20 protein-coding genes and 1 pseudogene are annotated in these 16,438 nt (G+C 64.3%); 7 read left to right on the top strand and 14 right to left on the bottom strand.

All coding sequences use genetic code 11. The features are described from left to right. Window positions 1-43: 43 nt before the first annotated feature. Window positions 44-223: pseudogene (locus tag AC50X7_RS15920) on the top strand (DUF3040 domain-containing protein); the annotation flags it as partial. Here the strand turns inward: AC50X7_RS15920 and AC50X7_RS15915 are convergent. Together AC50X7_RS15915 and AC50X7_RS15910 are read right to left on the bottom strand one after the other, a co-directional pair. Beyond that, window positions 179-1,288, bottom strand: coding sequence for a DMT family transporter (locus AC50X7_RS15915; RefSeq protein WP_494979935.1), 1,110 nt, complete (start codon window positions 1,286-1,288; stop codon window positions 179-181). The pseudogene AC50X7_RS15920 and the gene AC50X7_RS15915 sit on opposite strands and share 45 nt — an antisense overlap. Then, window positions 1,288-1,878: a TetR/AcrR family transcriptional regulator gene (locus AC50X7_RS15910; RefSeq protein WP_494979908.1), complete on the bottom strand. Its 591-nt coding sequence runs from the start codon at window positions 1,876-1,878 to the stop codon at window positions 1,288-1,290. Before AC50X7_RS15910 ends, AC50X7_RS15915 begins: the two co-directional genes overlap by 1 nt. A gap of 184 nt (window positions 1,879-2,062) precedes the next feature. Between AC50X7_RS15910 and AC50X7_RS15905 the strand changes: the two genes are divergently transcribed. Continuing rightward, complete coding sequence (locus AC50X7_RS15905; protein WP_494979907.1) at window positions 2,063-2,572, top strand: SDR family NAD(P)-dependent oxidoreductase; 510 nt, start codon at window positions 2,063-2,065, stop codon at window positions 2,570-2,572. Here the strand turns inward: AC50X7_RS15905 and AC50X7_RS15900 are convergent. Genes AC50X7_RS15900 through AC50X7_RS15890 form a run of 3 tightly spaced genes read right to left on the bottom strand, consistent with a single transcriptional unit; the run spans window position 2,569 to window position 4,166 of the window. After that, window positions 2,569-3,009 (bottom strand): SRPBCC family protein, encoded by a 441-nt coding sequence (locus AC50X7_RS15900; RefSeq protein WP_494979906.1) that lies wholly within the window; start codon window positions 3,007-3,009, stop codon window positions 2,569-2,571. The two genes, AC50X7_RS15905 and AC50X7_RS15900, sit on opposite strands and share 4 nt — an antisense overlap. 52 nt (window positions 3,010-3,061) lie before the next feature. Beyond that, a complete protein-coding gene (locus AC50X7_RS15895; RefSeq protein ID WP_494979905.1) occupies window positions 3,062-3,364 on the bottom strand; it encodes a hypothetical protein in 303 nt (100 codons plus the stop codon). A gap of 28 nt (window positions 3,365-3,392) precedes the next feature. After that, entirely contained in the window at window positions 3,393-4,166 is a 774-nt protein-coding gene (locus AC50X7_RS15890; protein ID WP_494979904.1) for an SDR family NAD(P)-dependent oxidoreductase, read from the bottom strand. A 209-nt stretch (window positions 4,167-4,375) separates the two neighbouring features. Here AC50X7_RS15890 and AC50X7_RS15885 point away from each other — a divergent pair, with 209 nt between their 5' ends. The 5 genes from AC50X7_RS15885 to AC50X7_RS15865 all read left to right on the top strand — a co-directional run bounded on the left by AC50X7_RS15885 (window position 4,376) and on the right by AC50X7_RS15865 (window position 9,080). Continuing rightward, window positions 4,376-5,713 carry an MFS transporter gene (locus AC50X7_RS15885; protein WP_494979903.1) on the top strand — a complete coding sequence of 446 codons (1,338 nt, stop codon included), beginning with the start codon at window positions 4,376-4,378 and terminating at the stop codon, window positions 5,711-5,713. A 35-nt stretch (window positions 5,714-5,748) separates the two neighbouring features. Further along, window positions 5,749-6,645, top strand: a complete 897-nt coding sequence (locus AC50X7_RS15880; protein ID WP_494979902.1) for a transketolase — start codon at window positions 5,749-5,751, stop codon at window positions 6,643-6,645. Further along, window positions 6,642-7,661, top strand: coding sequence for a transketolase family protein (locus AC50X7_RS15875; protein ID WP_494979901.1), 1,020 nt, complete (start codon window positions 6,642-6,644; stop codon window positions 7,659-7,661). Before AC50X7_RS15880 ends, AC50X7_RS15875 begins: the two co-directional genes overlap by 4 nt. 122 nt (window positions 7,662-7,783) lie before the next feature. Further along, a complete protein-coding gene (locus tag AC50X7_RS15870) occupies window positions 7,784-8,443 on the top strand; it encodes a GntR family transcriptional regulator (RefSeq protein ID WP_307097910.1) in 660 nt (219 codons plus the stop codon). A 148-nt stretch (window positions 8,444-8,591) separates the two neighbouring features. After that, entirely contained in the window at window positions 8,592-9,080 is a 489-nt protein-coding gene (locus AC50X7_RS15865; protein WP_494979900.1) for a transferase, read from the top strand. Between the two features lie 18 nt (window positions 9,081-9,098). Here AC50X7_RS15865 and AC50X7_RS15860 read toward each other — a convergent pair whose 3' ends face one another. The 9 genes from AC50X7_RS15860 to AC50X7_RS15820 all read right to left on the bottom strand — a co-directional run bounded on the left by AC50X7_RS15860 (window position 9,099) and on the right by AC50X7_RS15820 (window position 16,401). Next, complete coding sequence (locus AC50X7_RS15860) at window positions 9,099-10,160, bottom strand: HoxN/HupN/NixA family nickel/cobalt transporter (protein ID WP_494979899.1); 1,062 nt, start codon at window positions 10,158-10,160, stop codon at window positions 9,099-9,101. Further along, window positions 10,160-10,990 (bottom strand): urease accessory protein UreD, encoded by an 831-nt coding sequence (locus AC50X7_RS15855; protein ID WP_494979898.1) that lies wholly within the window; start codon window positions 10,988-10,990, stop codon window positions 10,160-10,162. The genes AC50X7_RS15860 and AC50X7_RS15855 overlap by 1 nt, the downstream gene beginning before the upstream one ends. Before the next feature lie 218 nt (window positions 10,991-11,208). Beyond that, window positions 11,209-11,826, bottom strand: a complete 618-nt coding sequence (gene ureG, locus AC50X7_RS15850; RefSeq protein ID WP_494979897.1) for an urease accessory protein UreG — start codon at window positions 11,824-11,826, stop codon at window positions 11,209-11,211. 12 nt (window positions 11,827-11,838) lie between these two features. Further along, complete coding sequence (locus AC50X7_RS15845) at window positions 11,839-12,507, bottom strand: urease accessory protein UreF (protein ID WP_494979896.1); 669 nt, start codon at window positions 12,505-12,507, stop codon at window positions 11,839-11,841. Between the two features lie 186 nt (window positions 12,508-12,693). After that, window positions 12,694-13,179, bottom strand: coding sequence for an urease accessory protein UreE (ureE, locus tag AC50X7_RS15840; protein WP_307097019.1), 486 nt, complete (start codon window positions 13,177-13,179; stop codon window positions 12,694-12,696). Between the two features lie 10 nt (window positions 13,180-13,189). Next, window positions 13,190-14,950, bottom strand: coding sequence for an urease subunit alpha (ureC, locus tag AC50X7_RS15835; protein ID WP_494979895.1), 1,761 nt, complete (start codon window positions 14,948-14,950; stop codon window positions 13,190-13,192). Next, entirely contained in the window at window positions 14,947-15,315 is a 369-nt protein-coding gene (locus AC50X7_RS15830) for an urease subunit beta (protein WP_494979894.1), read from the bottom strand. Before AC50X7_RS15830 ends, ureC begins: the two co-directional genes overlap by 4 nt. 11 nt (window positions 15,316-15,326) lie before the next feature. Next, on the bottom strand, window positions 15,327-15,629 hold the full coding sequence (locus AC50X7_RS15825) for an urease subunit gamma (protein ID WP_494979893.1): 303 nt from the start codon (window positions 15,627-15,629) through the stop codon (window positions 15,327-15,329). Window positions 15,630-15,849: 220 nt separating this feature from the next. Continuing rightward, window positions 15,850-16,401 carry a cysteine hydrolase family protein gene (locus AC50X7_RS15820; RefSeq protein ID WP_494979892.1) on the bottom strand — a complete coding sequence of 184 codons (552 nt, stop codon included), beginning with the start codon at window positions 16,399-16,401 and terminating at the stop codon, window positions 15,850-15,852. Window positions 16,402-16,438 lie beyond the last annotated feature (37 nt).

Raw genomic sequence — 16,438 nt, 5'->3', positions numbered from 1 at the left:
TACGGTCATATCGATACTCCCGACTTAGATTCAAGGGCGTCCAATGCCAATGTCCGAGGAGGAGCGGAGGCTCCTCAAGGAGCTGGAGCTCGGGCTGATCGCCGACGATCCCCACCTGGCGATGGAGCTGCTCTCCGGCTACCCCGCACGCCGGTTCAGGGCAGGCTTCTACTACGGTTCAGCCGCAGGCCTGCTCGGCCTTGTGCTTTTCATTGCGGGCGTCGGCGGCCAGGTCATCGGTGTCGCTGTCACCGGGTTCCTGCTGGTGGCTTTCGGCGCCTACCTCGCTCTGCACAAGCATCCTGTGGGCCGGCGCAGGCGTGGAGGGCAGCCGACGTAGCCCTGCGTTGTCTTGGTGTTGTTGGCCCTGTGCTGAAGCACGTGGAACCAGGAAGAACAGGCTCGCCAGAACGGTCGCCGCTCCCATCCAGCCCGCCGCCGGCAGCCGTTCCCCCACCACCAGCACAGCCAATGCCGCTGCCACCACAGTCTCCACCAGGGAAAGACCCGTGGCCGTACTGGCACGCACCCGGGCCAGGCCCCACCCGAACAGGACATACCCTGCAAACATGGGAACCAGTGCCATGTAGGCCCCCACGGTGAAGTTCGTCCAGGACTCAACGAGCGGGCGGCCGGTGAAAAACAGGACGGGCATCAGCAGCACCCCGCCCGCCCCGAAGACTGTTCCCATCGTGGCCCGGGAAGAAACGCCGCTGCCGATGAGGCGGTGGGCCGCCCACGAATAGAGGGCGTAGGTGATGCCGGCAACCAGGCCCAGGGCTATGCCCGCCGGCGTCCACCATGACTCGGCAGCGGGACCCGCGCCGCCGCCGTCGGGCCGGTGCCCGGCAAACGACAACAACACCGCGCCCCCCACGCCGAGCAGCGCTCCCACCAACCAGCGGCAGGTAAGTGGCTTATGGTCGGCAACGCGTTCGATCACCGCTGCAGCCAAAGGGGCCGAGCCAATGGAAACCACAGTCCCCACGGCCACGCCGGCAAGATGCATCGAGCTGTAAAAGGCCAGGGGATATATCGCAACTGCCAGCGCCCCCAGGGACACGAGCGGCCATTCCTCCCACAGGCGCCGCCATTGCGCGCGGATCGGGTAGGCCGCGTACAGAGCCTGCAGCAACCCGCCGACTCCCATGGCAACCGCACCGATAGCCAACGGACTGACCTCAGGGGCAAAAGTGGCGGCCGTTCCCGTGGTGCCCCAGAGTACCGAAGCGGCAAGCACAAAAACGGCGCCCCAGAACGGACCGGACATGTGGCCGGGCGAAACCATCACAGCTCGTCCATAATCTGCGCGGCGATGGTCCGGCCCTCGAGGAGCCGGGCGTCCCCGCCTTCGAGGCCGGCACGGACCATGGCGCCTTCGAGCAGGAAGGCCAGATGACTGGCGAGCCTGGTCCCGCGCTCGTCCTGTCCGGGGAGCAGCTCCGCCAGATGCGCTGCGAGGAGGTCTTCGACTTCCTCCTTGTGGCGCCGCACTGCCGAACGGCCCGGGCTGCCGGCCGGCAGTTCCGCCGCCGCGTTCAGCAGTCCGCACCCCCGGAATCCGCGTTCATAGGCAAAGTGCGCATGATCGAGGTAAGCGTCAAAGATGGCCAGCACGCGTTCCCTTGGTCCGGGCGCGGTGTCCACGCGCGATCGGTAGAGGCCAAGCCATTCCTCGTGCCGGTTTTCGAGGTATGCACCCACCAATTCGGACTTGGAGGAAAAGTTGTTGTACAGGCTCTTTTTTGCCACTCCGGCTTCAGCGGTGATGGTGTCGATGCCCGTAGCTCCGACGCCTTGGGCGTAGAAAAGCCGTGCTGCGGCTGCAAGCAACAGATTGCGGGCGGACTTCCTGGTAGGCACTGCAGACGGGGTCACACGCGCTCCTTGTGTTGGTAGGTAGACCAGTCTACCTACTTTCATTTCCTGCGTAATTTTGGCCTAACACCGAGGTGGGACCCGCCATGCTGGAGGCGTAATCTGAAGGCGCCGGGCGGGCTCCCGGCAGCGGAGCCACCCCAAGGCACACACTCCAAGGTGCTGAGGAGGCAGGAATGGGATCATGGAGGGGCGGCTTGCCCTGGTCACTGGCGCGACGGGCGGCTTGGGTAAAGCGGTGGCCGCCGGACTGGCGCGGGAGGGTGCCGCCGTCGTCGTTGTTGGACGTTCAATTGACCGGGCGGACGCGGCAATGGCAGGCATCAGCACGCTGGTTCCGGACGCCCGGCTCGAGCCCTTGGCTTGTGATCTCTCGGTCCAATCCTCAATCCGGGGGGCAGCGTCCGATTTCCTGTCCCGCCACGACCGGCTGGATGTGCTTGTAAATGCCGCCGGCGTCTTCCGCTTAACTTCGACGACCTTCAGACGGCAAAGGGCAAATACAGCTACCTTCGCTCGACGCCGCACACCACGCTCGCCCGCGTCCTGCTCACCCAGGAGTTCGCCGGGCCGTTCCGCTGGGTCACGAACACCTTCGGCGCCCCCGCCGTTAAGGCCTCTGACACAGCAGTCTGGCTTGCCAACAGCAGTCTGGCTTGCCGTCAGCCCAAACTCCCCGGAGGAGGCGCCTTAGGTCAGGGCACGCGCGTTCAAAGTGTCCCTGATCCCGTTCAGCGCGGGCTCGCGCAACGACATAAAGGCCGGCTTGAGTAGCGGCTGGATGATCTTTGCCGGGCCCTTGATGCTGAACTCGGCGGTGTATTTGACCACCGAGCCCCCTTGGGCAGGACTAATGTCGATAGAGTCGAACGCTGTCACCGTCTTGTTTTCGCCCCGGAGCTTGATGTGGTTCTCCGTCAATTCAATGACCTCGTATTCGAGGGTCTGGCGTTTGCCCCGAAATTCAGACTCGGCGTGATACCTGTGCCCCACCGCCACCGGACCAGGCGTCAGCTTGTCCATCACCGGGGTGCTGGGGTCCCACTCGCTCGTGTTTTCGAACTCGCGCATGTAAGCGAAGGCCTGCTCGGCGGGCAACCTGGTTTCCACACTTCCGGTGACTGTAATCATCACCCCAGTGTAGGAACCGGGCGCCGGGAAGCCCACCCCTTCACTTGCCTGCCTACCGGGATCCCCCGGCCGGACCGGACCCCGACAGTTGGGCAGCCGCCATCTTGAAACACAACTTTCCGCTGAGCTTTTGGGGCCGGATCCACACCTCATAGCCCTCCGCGGCAGTGAAGAGGACCCTGCCTCCCCGGGTGTCCGCCGCCAGCCACAAGGCAGAAGAATCCGCCATGGCATCATCCACGGTGCCGGCCCGCACAATCTCGAAGTCCTTTCGGACCTCCACCGGGGTTCCAATCAACCGGCTCCAGTCATGGTAGCGATACGGCTTCATCCCGCCGCCCTGCTCCGTCCTCATGCCAGTGGACTTTCGCTGCTGCAGCCTGTTAGTGGAGGTGGCTTCCGCCGTTGATGTCGATGGTGGTGCCGGTGAGGTACGCCGAGTCTTCAGAGGACAGGAAGGTGATGACAGCCGCCACTTCTTCCGTAGTCGCATTCCGGCCGAGCGGGATCCCTGCATTGATCGCGGCTTCCTGCTCGTCGGTGCTGCCCACGCGGATGTTGGTGTCCACCGCACCTGGCGTGATGGCGTTGACGGTGACGCCGGTGGTTCCGAGCTCCCGTGCCAGGGCCTTGGTGAGGCCGAGGATGGCGGCCTTTGCCGCGGAGTACGGGACCTTGCCGAAGACGCCGCCGCCGCGCTGGGCCGAGACGGAGGACATGTTGACGATCCGGCCCCAGCCATTGGCGATCATGTCCGGCAGGAATGCCTTGGTCACCAGGTAGGTGCCCGTTGCGTTGACGTCCATTACCTTGTGCCAAAGTTCCAGAGTGGTTTCAAGGAACGGAAGCGGTGAGGTGATTCCGGCGATGTTGGCCAGGGCACCCACGGGCGGCAGGTTGCCGGCGGCGACCTCGGCGGCGACTGCAGCCTGGGCGGCGGTGACGGAGGCTTCATTGGCGACGTCGATCTCGTGGCCGAAGGCCGGGACGTTGAATTCGTTTCCGATGTCCGCTGCGACCTTGGCTGACTTCTCGCCGTCGAGGTCCAGGATGACAACTGCCCACCCTTCATTGGCGTAGCGGCGGGCGGTGGTGATGCCGATCCCGCGGTCCGAGGTTGCCCCGGTGAGGACGGCGGTGCGTTGGATGGTGGTCATGATTGCTCCTTGGTGGTTGGCACGACATTGGACTTCGGTCCCAGGTGCAGCAGTGATGGGGACCACACTATGGAACAAATGTGTCAACAGTCAACCTTCAGAGTTGACTGTTGACATTGATGCATGATGCGGGTCACACTGTGGAGGTACCATCGTTAACAGTCGACAGCGGCAGGTTTTCCTTAGTCGCTATTCGGAAGGGAACCACCATGAGCAATGAAGCTCTCAAAATGCGCGGCCACGTGCATGGCACCAAGGACGCAAAGCGTGTTGCAGTCGGCTCGGGTGTCGGCGCCGTCATCGAGACCTACGACTTCATCGGTTTCGGTACCGCCGCTGCTCTGTACTTCGGAACTGCTTTCTTCCCCACTGGCGACCCCGTCACCGGCACCCTTGCCGCTTTCGCTACTCTCGGCGTCGGGTTTGCTGCCCGGCCCATCGGCGGAGTCATCGGTGGACACCTCGGGGACAAGGTGGGCCGCAAGCCCGTACTGGTGGCCTCGCTGATCCTCATGGGTGTGGCCACCTTCCTCATCGGTCTGCTGCCGACCTACGAGCAGGTGGGTCTCCTGGCCCCCGCACTGCTGGTGTTTGTCCGCATCGTCCAGGGTCTGGCGTTCGGCGCTGAATGGGGCGGCGCCATTCTCATGAGCTACGAGCACGCACCCTGGAAATCCAAAGGCAAGTACACCGGCATCGTCCAGGCCGGCTTCCCTGTTGGGCTCCTGCTCGCAAACCTCGTCTTCCTGGTGAGCGTGAACCTCGGTGGCGAGCTTGCCTGGCGCGTTCCTTTCCTTGCCAGCATCGTGCTGGTGGCTGTCGGTCTGATCATCCGCGCCAAAGTCCCCGAGTCCCCGGTCTTTGACGAGGTCAAGGAGAGCGGCGCCATCGTGAAGTCGCCCATCGTCGAGGTCATCAAGACCGACTGGCGCAATATCATCAAGGGAATCGGCCTCCGCATCGCCGAGACTGCCGGTTACGCCGTGTCCATCACCTATATGATTTCCTACCTCCACACCGAGCAGCTCGCGAACAAGGCCGAAACCCTCGTGGCTCTCTGCATCGCGTCAGCAATCGGTATTTTCGCTACGGCCGCCTGGGCCCGGCTGACCGACCGGATAGGGCGCCGGCCGCTGTACGTCTGGTCCACAGCATTCGCCCTCCTCTTCGGGATCCCCATGTTCCTGCTCGTCAACACCGGCATGTTCATCGCGATCATCGTCACCGTGGCCATCTCCTACGCCGTCTGCCAGAACTCGTTGGCCGGCGCCCAGGGCCCCTGGTTCCCGGAGCTTTTCCAAGCCAAGACCCGCTCCTCCGGCGCCTCGCTGGCCTACCAGATCTCCGCGATGGTCTCCGGGTTCACTCCCTTCATCACCACGCTGCTGTTTGTTGCCCTCGGCTGGATGGGACCGGCCCTGCTCTTCAGCTTCTACGCCGCCATCGGCCTCTGGGCAGCCCTGGCCACCCGCGAAACCTGGGGCAAGCGAGAACGCCAGCTTGCCGAGGAAGCCACCAAAAGCACCCCCAACACGGTGAGCGTCTAATGACTGTCACGCACGAAACGAACCCGGAGCCAGCAATGCCAACAGATACCGTCCAGGACCGCGCCGTAGAGGGCCAGATGACACAGGACCGCATCGCGAAGATCAGCGCCGCCGCCTACCGGATCCGCCACCACGCCCTGAACATGGGCGAGGTGCAGGGCCAGGGCTACGTGGGCCAGGCCCTGGGTGCAGCGGACATGCTGGCCACGGTATACGGCGACCAGTTGCGGTTCCATGCGGAGGACCCGCACTGGGAGGCCCGCGACCGGTTCCTGCTCTCCACGGGTCACTACGCAATCGGCCACTACGCAGCCCTCGCCGAGGCCGGGATTGTTCCGGTGGAGGAACTGGAAACGTACGGCTCTGACGATTCGCGGCTGCCCATGTCCGGGATGTCCACCTACACGCCAGGCATGGAAATCTCCGGCGGCTCCCTGGGGCACGGACTAACCATCGCCGTCGGCATGGCCCTGGGCCTGCGCTACCAGGGCTCCGGTGCCCGGGTCTTCAATTTCCTCTCCGACGGCGAACTGGACGAAGGCTCCACCTGGGAAGCGGCCATGGGCGCCCACCACCACCAGCTGGGCAACCTGACCGCGATGGTGGACATCAACGCTCTGCAGGCCGACGGGAAGACGGACACGGTGCTGCGCACCGAGCCGGTCACTGAGAAGTGGGAATCCTTCGGCTGGTACACCCAGCGGGTGGACGGGAACGACGTCGGCGCTCTGTTGGCCGCGTTCGACAACGCAGCCGCCCAGGCCGCCGCCGTCGGACGTCCTTCGGTGATCCTGTGCGATACGAAGGTGGGCCGCGGCGTACCGCTGCTCGAGGACCGCGAAAAGGCGCACTTCATGCGCATCGAAGAAAACGAATGGCAGACCTGCCGCGAACAACTGACCGCCGGATACGAAGGAAAGGCTTCAGCATGAGCACCACCACCGAGGCCCCCGACACTGCAACAGCCGCCAAGCCGAAGCTGAAGACCTCGGCGATGATTGCCTCCTTCGCCGACCCGGACCAGAAGACAACGTCCGCACCGTTCGGGCATGCGCTGGTGAAGGCCGCGCAGGAGAATGACAAGATCGTCGGCCTCACCGCGGATCTGGGCAAGTACACGGACATGCACATCTTCGCCAAAGCCTTCCCTGAACGGTTCTTCCAGATGGGAATGGCCGAGCAGCTGCTCTTCGGTGCCGCGGCCGGCCTGGCGGAAACGGGGCTGGTGCCTTTCGCGTCCACCTACTCGGTGTTCGCCGCCCGCCGCGCCTACGACTTCCTGTGCCTGGATGCGGCCGAGCCCAACCTGAACGTCAACATCGTAGGCGGCCTTCCCGGCCTGACCACCGGGTACGGCCCCAGCCACCAGGCCACCGAGGACATGGCGATTTTCCGCGGCATGCCGAACCTGACCATCGTGGACCCCTGCGACTCGATCGACATCGAGCAAGCTGTCCCGCAGCTGGCAGCCAGCGGCGGGCCCACCTACCTGCGCCTGCTCCGCGGCAACGTCCCCACCGTCCTGGACGAGTACGACTACACGTTCGAGCTCGGCAAGGCCAAGGTCCTGCGCGGCGGCAACGACGTCGTGTTCATCTCCTCAGGCCTGATGACCATGCGCGCCCTCCAGGCAGCCAAGGCGCTGGCCGCACACAACGTGGATGTCGCCGTCGTCCACACGCCCACCATCAAGCCCTTCGACGCCGCCACCGTCCTTGCCGAGATCAACACCGACCGGCTCGCCGTAACGCTGGAGAACCACAGCGTGGTGGGCGGCCTGTTCGAAACCGTCGCCTCCGCCGTCGTCACCGCTGGATTGGGAAAGCGCGTGGTTCCGATTGCGCTCCCCGACCAGTTCCTCGACGCCGGCGCGCTGCCCACCCTCCACGACCGCTACGGCCTGGCCGTTGACCGCATCGTGGCGAAGGTGCTCGCCGAACTCGGCTAGGCGCGGCGTCAGCAGATATAGAAAGCACGGCACTGGTCCCGCCCGGTGCCGTGCTTTCTGCCGTACTATCGGAACTACCACCGAGTGTAAACAGTCGACTTTTGACATTGAGGACAGACGCCATGGCCGGACTCACAGCTCCCCTGCTGGGACTGCAAAAGAAAAGCCTGCGCGAGCAGGCGCTCTCGGCATTGAGGACCGCCATCACCAGCGGTGAACTGGCGCCTGGCCGGCATCTCGTGGAAACCGAACTGTCCGAGATGCTGCAGATCAGCCGGGGAACCCTGCGTGAAGCGCTGCGCCAGCTTGAACAGGAAGGCCTGCTCTCGGCAGGGCCCCGCGGCAGGCTCTCCGTCCGGCACCTGGACGAAAAGGAAATCCGCGACATCTTCGCGGTCCGGGCCGCCCTGGAATCCCTGGCCGCGCGCACCCTCTGCGAACTCCCGGACCGCGCCCATGCCATCGAGTCCCTCCACAAGACCATCGACCTGATGGAGGCGGCCCAGGATGCATCATTGGAGGAGCGGATCGAATCGGACATGGAATTCCACCGGACCCTGTGCCGGCTGACCGGCAATGAAACGCTGCTTCACTCCTGGCAGTCGCTGGAAGGTTCCATCCGGATGTCCATCATGTTTGGCGGCCTGGACAAGGGCGTCAAGAACATGAGCGTCGACCGGCACCGTGAGATCGTGGCGGCCATCGAAACCGGTGATGCCTCCCTCGCCCGCACTACCATCCGCGCGCACATGGACACCGCCGCCGCCAATCTCGTAGCTTAACGCCGCCCTTCGTCCCTGGCTTGACTGTCCCTTTGCGCGCAGGTCAGCGGCCCTTTAGCCCACCCCGCAGTATGCCCGGGAATCCATTTGAGTTCCGGACCGTTAACTGAATGTGCGGACAGTGCCGCGCAGTCGAGCGAGGGATTGCATGAACGCGAAGTATGTCTCAGTTGAAGACGACGCCGGGAAGGTCACCCGCTATGTCCGCCATGCCAACGGCGGCGGCCTGATCGCTCCCGGTGCGTCCGCGGCCGAAAGCGCACGCATCGGCCCGATGACCTATGTGGAGTACGGCGCCCGCATCGGCGCCGGGTGCCGGATTGGCCACGGCAGTTGGATTGACCGTGATGCCACCATCGGCGACCGGGCCGTGATCGGTGACGGCGTGCGGATCGGCCGGGGAACGGTAATCGGAAACCGGGTGCACATCGGCAGCCACTCCCGGATCGGCTCCAGCGTCCTGATCGAGCACGGCGTCCACTTGCACGCGGACAGTGCAGTTCCCGACGGCGGGCACGTGCCGTTGGGCTCCACAGCACGTGGTTTGGAGCAGGCGAAGGTTTCTGCCGCCCCGAAGGGTGCGTCGGGCGTGAAGGACCGTGGCCGCCGGAAAAGCAGTGGCCCGATGGCCGCCTGACCGGATGCTTGCACCTGCCTAGCGCAGGTGCCTTGAGGCGCCCTGAAGCCGCCCCTTCAACGCAGCCGCCCCCCACACAGCCAGCAGCAGCGCGACCAGCAACAGCCCGGCGTCACCCAGGTCATTCGACCCCAGCCACACGGTAAGGGGGTCCTCCAGCGCGAAGGCGGCGTTGAGGAACCCGCCCAGGGTGATCACCGCTATGAACAGTGCGGAAACTGCCGAAATGCCTGTGACCAAGGCGTTGAACCCCAGTTTCCGCTGCGGGTCATTAAACGCGGAGCGGTACATCCGCATCATAGCCAGCCCGTTCAGCGAGTCGCACAGGGTCATGGCGGCAGCGAACGCCAGCGGCAAGGCAAGCAAGGCGAACGTCGGCACTCCGGCCAGGGACGCCGCCGTCGTCATCTTCAGCAGCCCGATAGTGGTAGCGGTGTCGAAGCCCAGGCCGAACAGGAAGCCGATCACGTAGATGTTCCACGGCCGGCGCACCCTCGATAGCGGGCGGGCGAGCAGCCGTGCCACCAAGCCTTTCGGCTCAAGATCGAGGGGATCAACCGCCGCTCCGGCCCGTGCCCGGCGGTAGGCCTGCGCCGAGCGGGCGAACGCCGAGCCGTTGAACAGGCCCATCGCCAGCAGGAACAGGCCGGAAACGCCGCTGCCGATCAGCCCGAGCACCAGATTGCCCGATGATCCGTCCTGCATGAACTCCCCCATGACGGCGGCCCCCGCGATCACCAGAATGCCTGCCAGCGTCACCACCGAACAGTGTCCCAGGCTAAAGGCGAAACCGACGCTCACCGGGTCCTTGCGCTGTGCTACGAACTTGCGCGTTGAGTTGTCGATGGCCGCAATGTGGTCCCAGTCGTAGCTGTGCTTCACGCCGGCGAGATAGGCCGTGAGGATCAGGCCCCAGGTGAGTACCTGGGTGCCCCCGCTGCCCGCATTACCGGAGAGCAAGAGTACGACGGCGGCAGCGTGCAGCGCGGCCACCGCACCGAACATGCAGAGCATGCGGGTCCGCAACGGCAATGCTTCCCGCGAACGGTAGAGGGTGGCAATGTTCGTTATGGCGGTCATCAGTGCTTCCTCAGGTTCAGTGGTTCCTGCCCGTGCCACAGCTTCCGGAGGCGGGCGGTGCAGACGCCGAGCAGGATATTCAGTTCCCCGGTGCTGTTGGACAGCGAGCGGAGGACCAACGCGGTGGTTCCCGCTATGGTGCGGGTCAGCGAGATCCCGGTCAGGGCATCGTGCGCCGATGTGACGCGGTGCAGCTCATCGGCGAGCGCCTGGTCCACCCGTGCGTCCACCACGATGAGGGAACCGAGGTGGCTGTAGCCTTCCATGAACCCCAGTCCGGTGACATCCCCCGACGGCGGCCGTATCAGCAGGTTGTCCCGCGCCAGCAGTTGGCTGCCCGCATCCGTCTCAACATGGACCTCGTTCCGCAGCCGCACTTCCTCGTACCGGAAGGCCGCTCCGTCCGGCGACCAACCGGGGGTCACCACTTCCGCCATCACCAGCGACGACGACGGCCGCACAGTAACCAGCGTCCGTTGCCGATAGCTGCCCTCCCGAAAGGCAATGAGCTGGTCCGGCACAAGCTCCAACCGCGACCGCTCCCCCAACCGAACAACCATCCGCTGCTCAGCAAAAGTCCCAGGAGTCCGATAAACCTTGGTAGCCGACTGCGTCGTCAACAACAGATCAGCGTCATCCCCGACCTCGACATCCAGCAAAAAGAGGTCCGCCCCCAAATACGCCCCACCAGGGTTCACCACGACATAACAAACCTGCCCGGAGTCATCAAGATAGTGCGGCCGCAAAACACGAAGCGCCCCCTCATGGAACTGATAAGAAGCAACTGAACGCCCCGCCCGCTTCTCGATGCGCAAGGCGAGCTCCCCCATCGGTGATCCGTCAGCGCAAGCGGAGCCGGGGGTAAGGGGCCGCGGCGTGGCGGCACTCGTGAGGGGCCCACTGGCGCGAGGGCCCCGATCCGAGCTTGCGAGGATTGGGAGCGCCAGGGGACGGGCACGGCCCCTTATCCCCGGTGAAGCGCCCACCGCCGAACCGTTCGCCGCCTCAGCAGGTACGTCACCTTGGTGCAGGTTCACGGCAGTCATGCCTACTGCGCCAAGTCGAGCATCAGGACGTCGTGGCGTATCCAATCGATGACTTTGTCGAGTCCTTCGTCGGTTTTGAGGTTGGTGAAACAGAACGGCTTGGCACCGCGGAACTCTTTGGAATCCCTTTCCATGACATTGAGGTCTGCTCCAACATGGGGTGCCAAATCGGTCTTGTTGATGATGAAGAGGTCGGACTTGATCATGCCCTGACCGGCTTTGCGGGGGATTTTCTCACCTTGGGCCACGTCGATGATGTAGATGGAAAAGTCGACAAGTTCGGGGCTGAAGGTGGCGGAGAGGTTGTCCCCGCCGGATTCTACGAAGATCACATGCAGGTCGGGATGGCGGGCTTTGAGTTCCTTGATGGCGGCGGTGTTCATGGAGGTGTCTTCGCGGATTGCGGTGTGCGGGCAACCGCCGGTTTCGACGCCGATGATCCGGTCCACGGGGAGGATGCCGTTGGCGGCCAGGATTTTGGCGTCCTCGATGGTGTAGATGTCGTTGGTGATGGCGGCCATGGAAATCTCGCCGCTCATGTGGCGGGTGAGCCGTTCCACGAGCTGGGTTTTGCCGGCTCCGACTGGACCGCCGATGCCGATTTTGATGGGTTCCGTCATGCTGTCCTCCTGTTAGCTCATGAACATCCGGGCACGTTGGCGTTCGTGCCGCATTTGCGAAATTTCCAGTCCGGGGCTGACAGCACCGAAGTCGTCCGGCGTCAGGTGCGGAATGCGCTCGACGGCGGCAGCAACGCCGGCGGCCGCTTGCCGAAGCAGCCGCTGGCCAGCGTTTTGGCCGAGCGGGATGGCGCGGACGGCGTTCTGCGTCAGCGACGTCACCGTGGCGAAAAGGTAGGCGGCGAGTGCCTCCTGAAGGGGCACCCCCAGCGATCGGGCGACGACGCCGAACGCCAGCGGCTGATGCCCGGCGGCGCGACCCTGGCTCACCAGGTCCCGGTACAGTCCCAGCTCAGCCGAGGGAAAGACCTCCCCACCGATCTCAAGCAGCCGAAGGCCCATCTTCACGCTGGCTTCACGAACCTGCCGGGGCAAAAGCGAAGCAGACAAAAGCGAATCCAACTCCCCAACATCAATCCCCTCATAAAGAAACCGAATGGCCAGCCCATCAGAGTAAGAAAGCGACTGCGAAACAAAAGCACCGAGCCAAATCCCAAAAGACCCCTCATCAGAAATGACCCCAGCATCGACATAAGTCTCAAACCCAAGAGAGTGAGCAAAAGCCCCAGTAGGCAAGGCGGAATCGGTGAGCTGCTGCAGCGCCAGTTGGTAGTTGCTCACTGAACGACCGCCAAAGGTGAGGAAAGCAAGCGACGCGAGGGATATGGGGCCGCGGCGTGGCGGGCCGCGCGGGGGGCCCACAGCCGCGAGGGCCCCGATCCGAGCTTGCGAGGATTGGGAGCGCCTGGGGACGGGCACGGCCCCATATCCCTCGCGGCGTCCCAAGCCCCAGGAATGGGGCCAGACTCAGTGGCTGTGCTCAGCATGGCGGAAAGGTACAGGCATAACGCGTTCCTGGCGGGTGTAGGGCGCACCCACGTGGCGAAGGTAGTCCTCGACGGTGTGGTCGTAAGCGCATACCATGACCTCGGCTTCATACTCCGACGACGAGTCGAAGAACTGTGCCTGGAGGTGCCGGTTGCCGAGCGAGTGGGCCACGACGCCCATCTCGTAGACCGACCGCGGAGCGATCACCAGGACGTCGGTGGGCAGTACTGACACCACGATCATGTTGGAATCGGCGACGTGCAGGATGTCGCCGTCGCGCAGGTCGCCTGAGCCCGGGGGAAGCCGGATTCCGATCTCCTTGCCGTGGTCCGTCGTCGCGCGCTGGATGCGCTTGACCAGCTGGGCGCTGGGAAGCACCACCTTCTCCCGGTGCAAGCCGGCATAGGCGGCGAGGTCGGTCTCTGGCAGTTCATGCAGGTTGCCGAGGACTTTTTCAATGATCACGGAGAGGCTCCTAGAAGAGGAAGTAGCGCTGGGCCATGGGGAGCACGTCGGACGGTTCGCAGGTGACGTCCTCGCCGTCGACCGTTACCTGGTACGTTTCCGGGTCCACCTGGATGTCCGGGGTGGCGTCGTTGTACTTCAAGTCGGCCTTGGTCAGGGTGCGGATTCCCGAAACGGGCCGGATGACCTTCTCCAGCCCCAACTCGTGCGGGACGCCGGCGTCGATCGCTGCCTCGGACAGGAACGTGATGGAGCACTGCTGCACGGCTTTGCCGAACGTGGCGAACATGGGCCGCATGCTGCGGGGCTGCGGTGTGGGGATGGAGGCGTTGGCGTCGCCCATCAATGCATAGGCGATCTGCCCGCCTTTGAGCACCAGCTCCGGTTTGACGCCGAAGAAGGCCGGGTCCCACAGCACCAGGTCCGCGAACTTGCCCACCTCCACAGAGCCGACGGAGTCCGCGATGCCCTGCGCGATAGACGGGTTGATGGTGTACTTGGCCACGTAGCGCTTGAGGCGGAAGTTGTCGCTGCCCGGACCCAAGCCCGCCTCAGCGCCGTGGACACCGCCGTCGTCATCCAAAAGCACTCCACGCTGCTTCTTCATCTTGTCCGCCACCTGCCAGGTGCGGGTGATCACCTCGCCCACCCGGCCCATCGCCTGCGAGTCGGAGGAGGTGATGGAGAAGATGCCGAGGTCCTGCAGGACGTCCTCGGCCGCAATGGTTTCTTCCCGGATCCGGGAATCCGCGAACGCCACGTCCTCGGGGATGTCCGGGTTGAGGTGGTGGCACACCATCAGCATGTCCAGGTGCTCTTCGATGGTGTTGCGGGTGTACGGCAGCGTGGGGTTGGTGGACGCTGGCAGGACGTTGGGCATCCCGGCGATCTTGATGATGTCCGGAGCGTGCCCGCCGCCCGCGCCCTCGGTGTGGAAGGTATGGATGACCCTGCCGCCAATAGCCCGGATGGTGTCCTCTACGAATCCGCACTCGTTGAGGGTGTCCGTGTGGATGGCCACCTGGACGTCGTACTCGTCTGCCACTGTCAGGGAGGTGTCGATCGAGGCGGTGGTGGAGCCCCAGTCCTCATGAACCTTGAGCCCGATGGCGCCGGCGCGGATCTGCTCGGCCAAGGGTTCGACGGCGGATGCGTGGCCCTTCCCGAACAGGCCGATGTTCATGGGAAAGCCCTCAGCTGCCTGCAGCATGCGCTGGATGTGCCACTTTCCAGGAGTTACCGTGGTGGCCTTGGTGCCTTCGGCCGGGCCGGTGCCGCCGCCGATCATGGTGGTGATGCCGCTGGTCAGCGCGGTGGGAATCTGGTCGGGGGAGATGAAGTGGATGTGGGTGTCCACTCCTCCGGCCGTGAGGATTTTGCGTTCGCCGGCAATAATTTCAGTGCTTGCACCGATCACAATGTCCACGCCATCACTGATTTGCGGGTTGCCGGCCTTGCCAATTTTGAAGATGTGGCCGTCCTTGATCGCGACGTCGGCCTTGTATATTCCGGTGTAGTCCAAAATCACCGCGTTGGTGATGACGGTGTCCGGAACGGCTCCCCCTTGGACGTCCCCGTCCCTCGTCACCTGGCCGTTCTGGCCCATGCCGTCCCGGATGACCTTGCCGCCGCCGAACACCACTTCCTCGCCGTACACGGTGAGGTCCTTTTCGATCTCAAGGAACAGGTCGGTGTCCGCCAGGCGGATGGCGTCACCGGTCGTCGGGCCGTAGAGATCGGCGTACTGCCTGCGGGGCATCTCGAAGCTCACTGCTCGTCCTTTTCTGCTGCGGCACCCGGCCGGGCTGGGTCCTCAAGGTGTGTCCCGTCGTCGAGTGGCCCGTTGACCGCATTGCTCAGTCCGTATACCTCACGGGTGCCGGCGAGTCCGATGAGCCGCACGTTCCGGGAATCCCCGGGCTCGAACCGTGCGGCGGTTCCGGCGGGAATGTCCAGGCGCCGGCCGTAGGCTGCCTTACGGTCGAAGGTCAGGGCCGCGTTCGCCTCGGCAAAGTGGAAATGCGAGCCCACCTGCACGGGCCGGTCGCCGGTATTAATCACGACGACGTCAATCGCCTCCCGCCCCGCGTTCACCGTCACCGGCTCGGCTCGCAGGATGTACTCTCCGGGAATCATGGCCTGCCCCTTCAGCGGATGGGATCGTGGACGGTGACGAGCTTGGTGCCGTCCGGGAAGGTGGCCTCAATCTGCACGTCGTGGATCATCTCCGGCACGCCTTCCATCACATCGTCCCGGCTCAAAAGGGTGGTGCCGTAGCTCATCAGGTCGGCAACTGTGCGGCCGTCCCGGGCGCCCTCGATCAGTTCGTAGCTGATGATGGCCACGGCTTCGGGGTAGTTCAGCTGGAGTCCTCGGGCCTGGCGGCGCCGGGCGAGGTCGGCGGCCACTACGATCAGCAGCTTTTCCTGCTCACGTGGCATCAGATGCATGTGGGTCCCTTCGGCGGCGAGCGGACGGCGTGGGACCCACAGTAGGTGGCCAACGTTTCGGCCACATTTCAGTTTTGTTATGCGCGGCTCTCCGCGTCCCGATCGAGTTCCGGATCTCCGGCCGGCCGCGCTGAAACTCCCCAGGTTCTAACCCGCGGAAGGCGAGGACGACGGCGTTTCGCCGGGACACGCCGTCGGCCGCCCTTGAAGGTGGGGACATTCAGCTGCTGAGCCGGGCCAGGATCTCGTCGCTGGACTGTACGGGCTGGCGGTAACTGGTGGAGAGGATGCGCAGCATGTCCGCAGCGTCCTGGTTGTCCTCCGATGCCATGGCATCCTTCGCGTAGGTGACCCGGATGTTGTGGGCGAAGGCGTCGGCGCCGGTCTGGGCGATGCAGTTGTGGGTGGAAACCCCGGCAAGCACCACTTCATCGGCACCCCAGTTGCGCAGCCGGGCCAGCAAATTGGTGCCAACAAAGGCGCTGTCACGCGTCTTGTTCAGCTGTGGCAGGCCGTCGATGGCGAGGCCGGGCACGGCCTGCGCCTGCTCGCTGCCGCGGAAAATAAAGCCCTGGTGGTCGTCAAGCATGTTCAGCGTCCACGTGGATTTGTCCCGCTCGTGCTCGGTACCAACCAACAACGCCTTATGCCCGTTTGCCTTGAAAGCTTCGAGCAGCCTGTTGCAGGACTCGACCAGCCGTTGCTGCTGCTCGGCCAGTTCCGGCGCCTCGAAGTACGCGTTCTGCATGTCAATGACAAGAAGTGCAATCATGTGGGTACCTTTCCCTCGTAGAGATCTGCGGGAAAGG

It is taken from the genome of Pseudarthrobacter sp. Hb11 (assembly GCF_059383655.1).
The sequence above is the reverse complement of the archived record's forward strand: the minus strand, read 5'-3'. Positions and strand labels throughout refer to the sequence as shown.

Excerpts from the sequence above, each read along its gene's own strand:
- AC50X7_RS15890 (WP_494979904.1), bottom strand. The coding sequence starts at position 4,166 with ATGACCACCATCCAACGCACCGCCGTCCTCACCGGGGCAACCTCGGAC.
- AC50X7_RS15855 (WP_494979898.1), bottom strand. The coding sequence starts at position 10,990 with ATGGGGGAGCTCGCCTTGCGCATCGAGAAGCGGGCGGGGCGTTCAGTT.
- AC50X7_RS15915 (WP_494979935.1), bottom strand. The coding sequence starts at position 1,288 with ATGGTTTCGCCCGGCCACATGTCCGGTCCGTTCTGGGGCGCCGTTTTT.
- AC50X7_RS15880 (WP_494979902.1), top strand. The coding sequence starts at position 5,749 with ATGCCAACAGATACCGTCCAGGACCGCGCCGTAGAGGGCCAGATGACA.
- AC50X7_RS15860 (WP_494979899.1), bottom strand. The coding sequence starts at position 10,160 with ATGACCGCCATAACGAACATTGCCACCCTCTACCGTTCGCGGGAAGCA.
- AC50X7_RS15830 (WP_494979894.1), bottom strand. The coding sequence starts at position 15,315 with ATGATTCCCGGAGAGTACATCCTGCGAGCCGAGCCGGTGACGGTGAAC.
- AC50X7_RS15820 (WP_494979892.1), bottom strand. The coding sequence starts at position 16,401 with ATGATTGCACTTCTTGTCATTGACATGCAGAACGCGTACTTCGAGGCG.
- AC50X7_RS15875 (WP_494979901.1), top strand. The coding sequence starts at position 6,642 with ATGAGCACCACCACCGAGGCCCCCGACACTGCAACAGCCGCCAAGCCG.
- AC50X7_RS15900 (WP_494979906.1), bottom strand. The coding sequence starts at position 3,009 with ATGATTACAGTCACCGGAAGTGTGGAAACCAGGTTGCCCGCCGAGCAG.
- AC50X7_RS15825 (WP_494979893.1), bottom strand. The coding sequence starts at position 15,629 with ATGCATCTGATGCCACGTGAGCAGGAAAAGCTGCTGATCGTAGTGGCC.
- AC50X7_RS15895 (WP_494979905.1), bottom strand. The coding sequence starts at position 3,364 with ATGAGGACGGAGCAGGGCGGCGGGATGAAGCCGTATCGCTACCATGAC.
- AC50X7_RS15905 (WP_494979907.1), top strand. The coding sequence starts at position 2,063 with ATGGAGGGGCGGCTTGCCCTGGTCACTGGCGCGACGGGCGGCTTGGGT.
- AC50X7_RS15865 (WP_494979900.1), top strand. The coding sequence starts at position 8,592 with ATGAACGCGAAGTATGTCTCAGTTGAAGACGACGCCGGGAAGGTCACC.
- ureG (WP_494979897.1), bottom strand. The coding sequence starts at position 11,826 with ATGACGGAACCCATCAAAATCGGCATCGGCGGTCCAGTCGGAGCCGGC.
- AC50X7_RS15885 (WP_494979903.1), top strand. The coding sequence starts at position 4,376 with ATGAGCAATGAAGCTCTCAAAATGCGCGGCCACGTGCATGGCACCAAG.
- AC50X7_RS15870 (WP_307097910.1), top strand. The coding sequence starts at position 7,784 with ATGGCCGGACTCACAGCTCCCCTGCTGGGACTGCAAAAGAAAAGCCTG.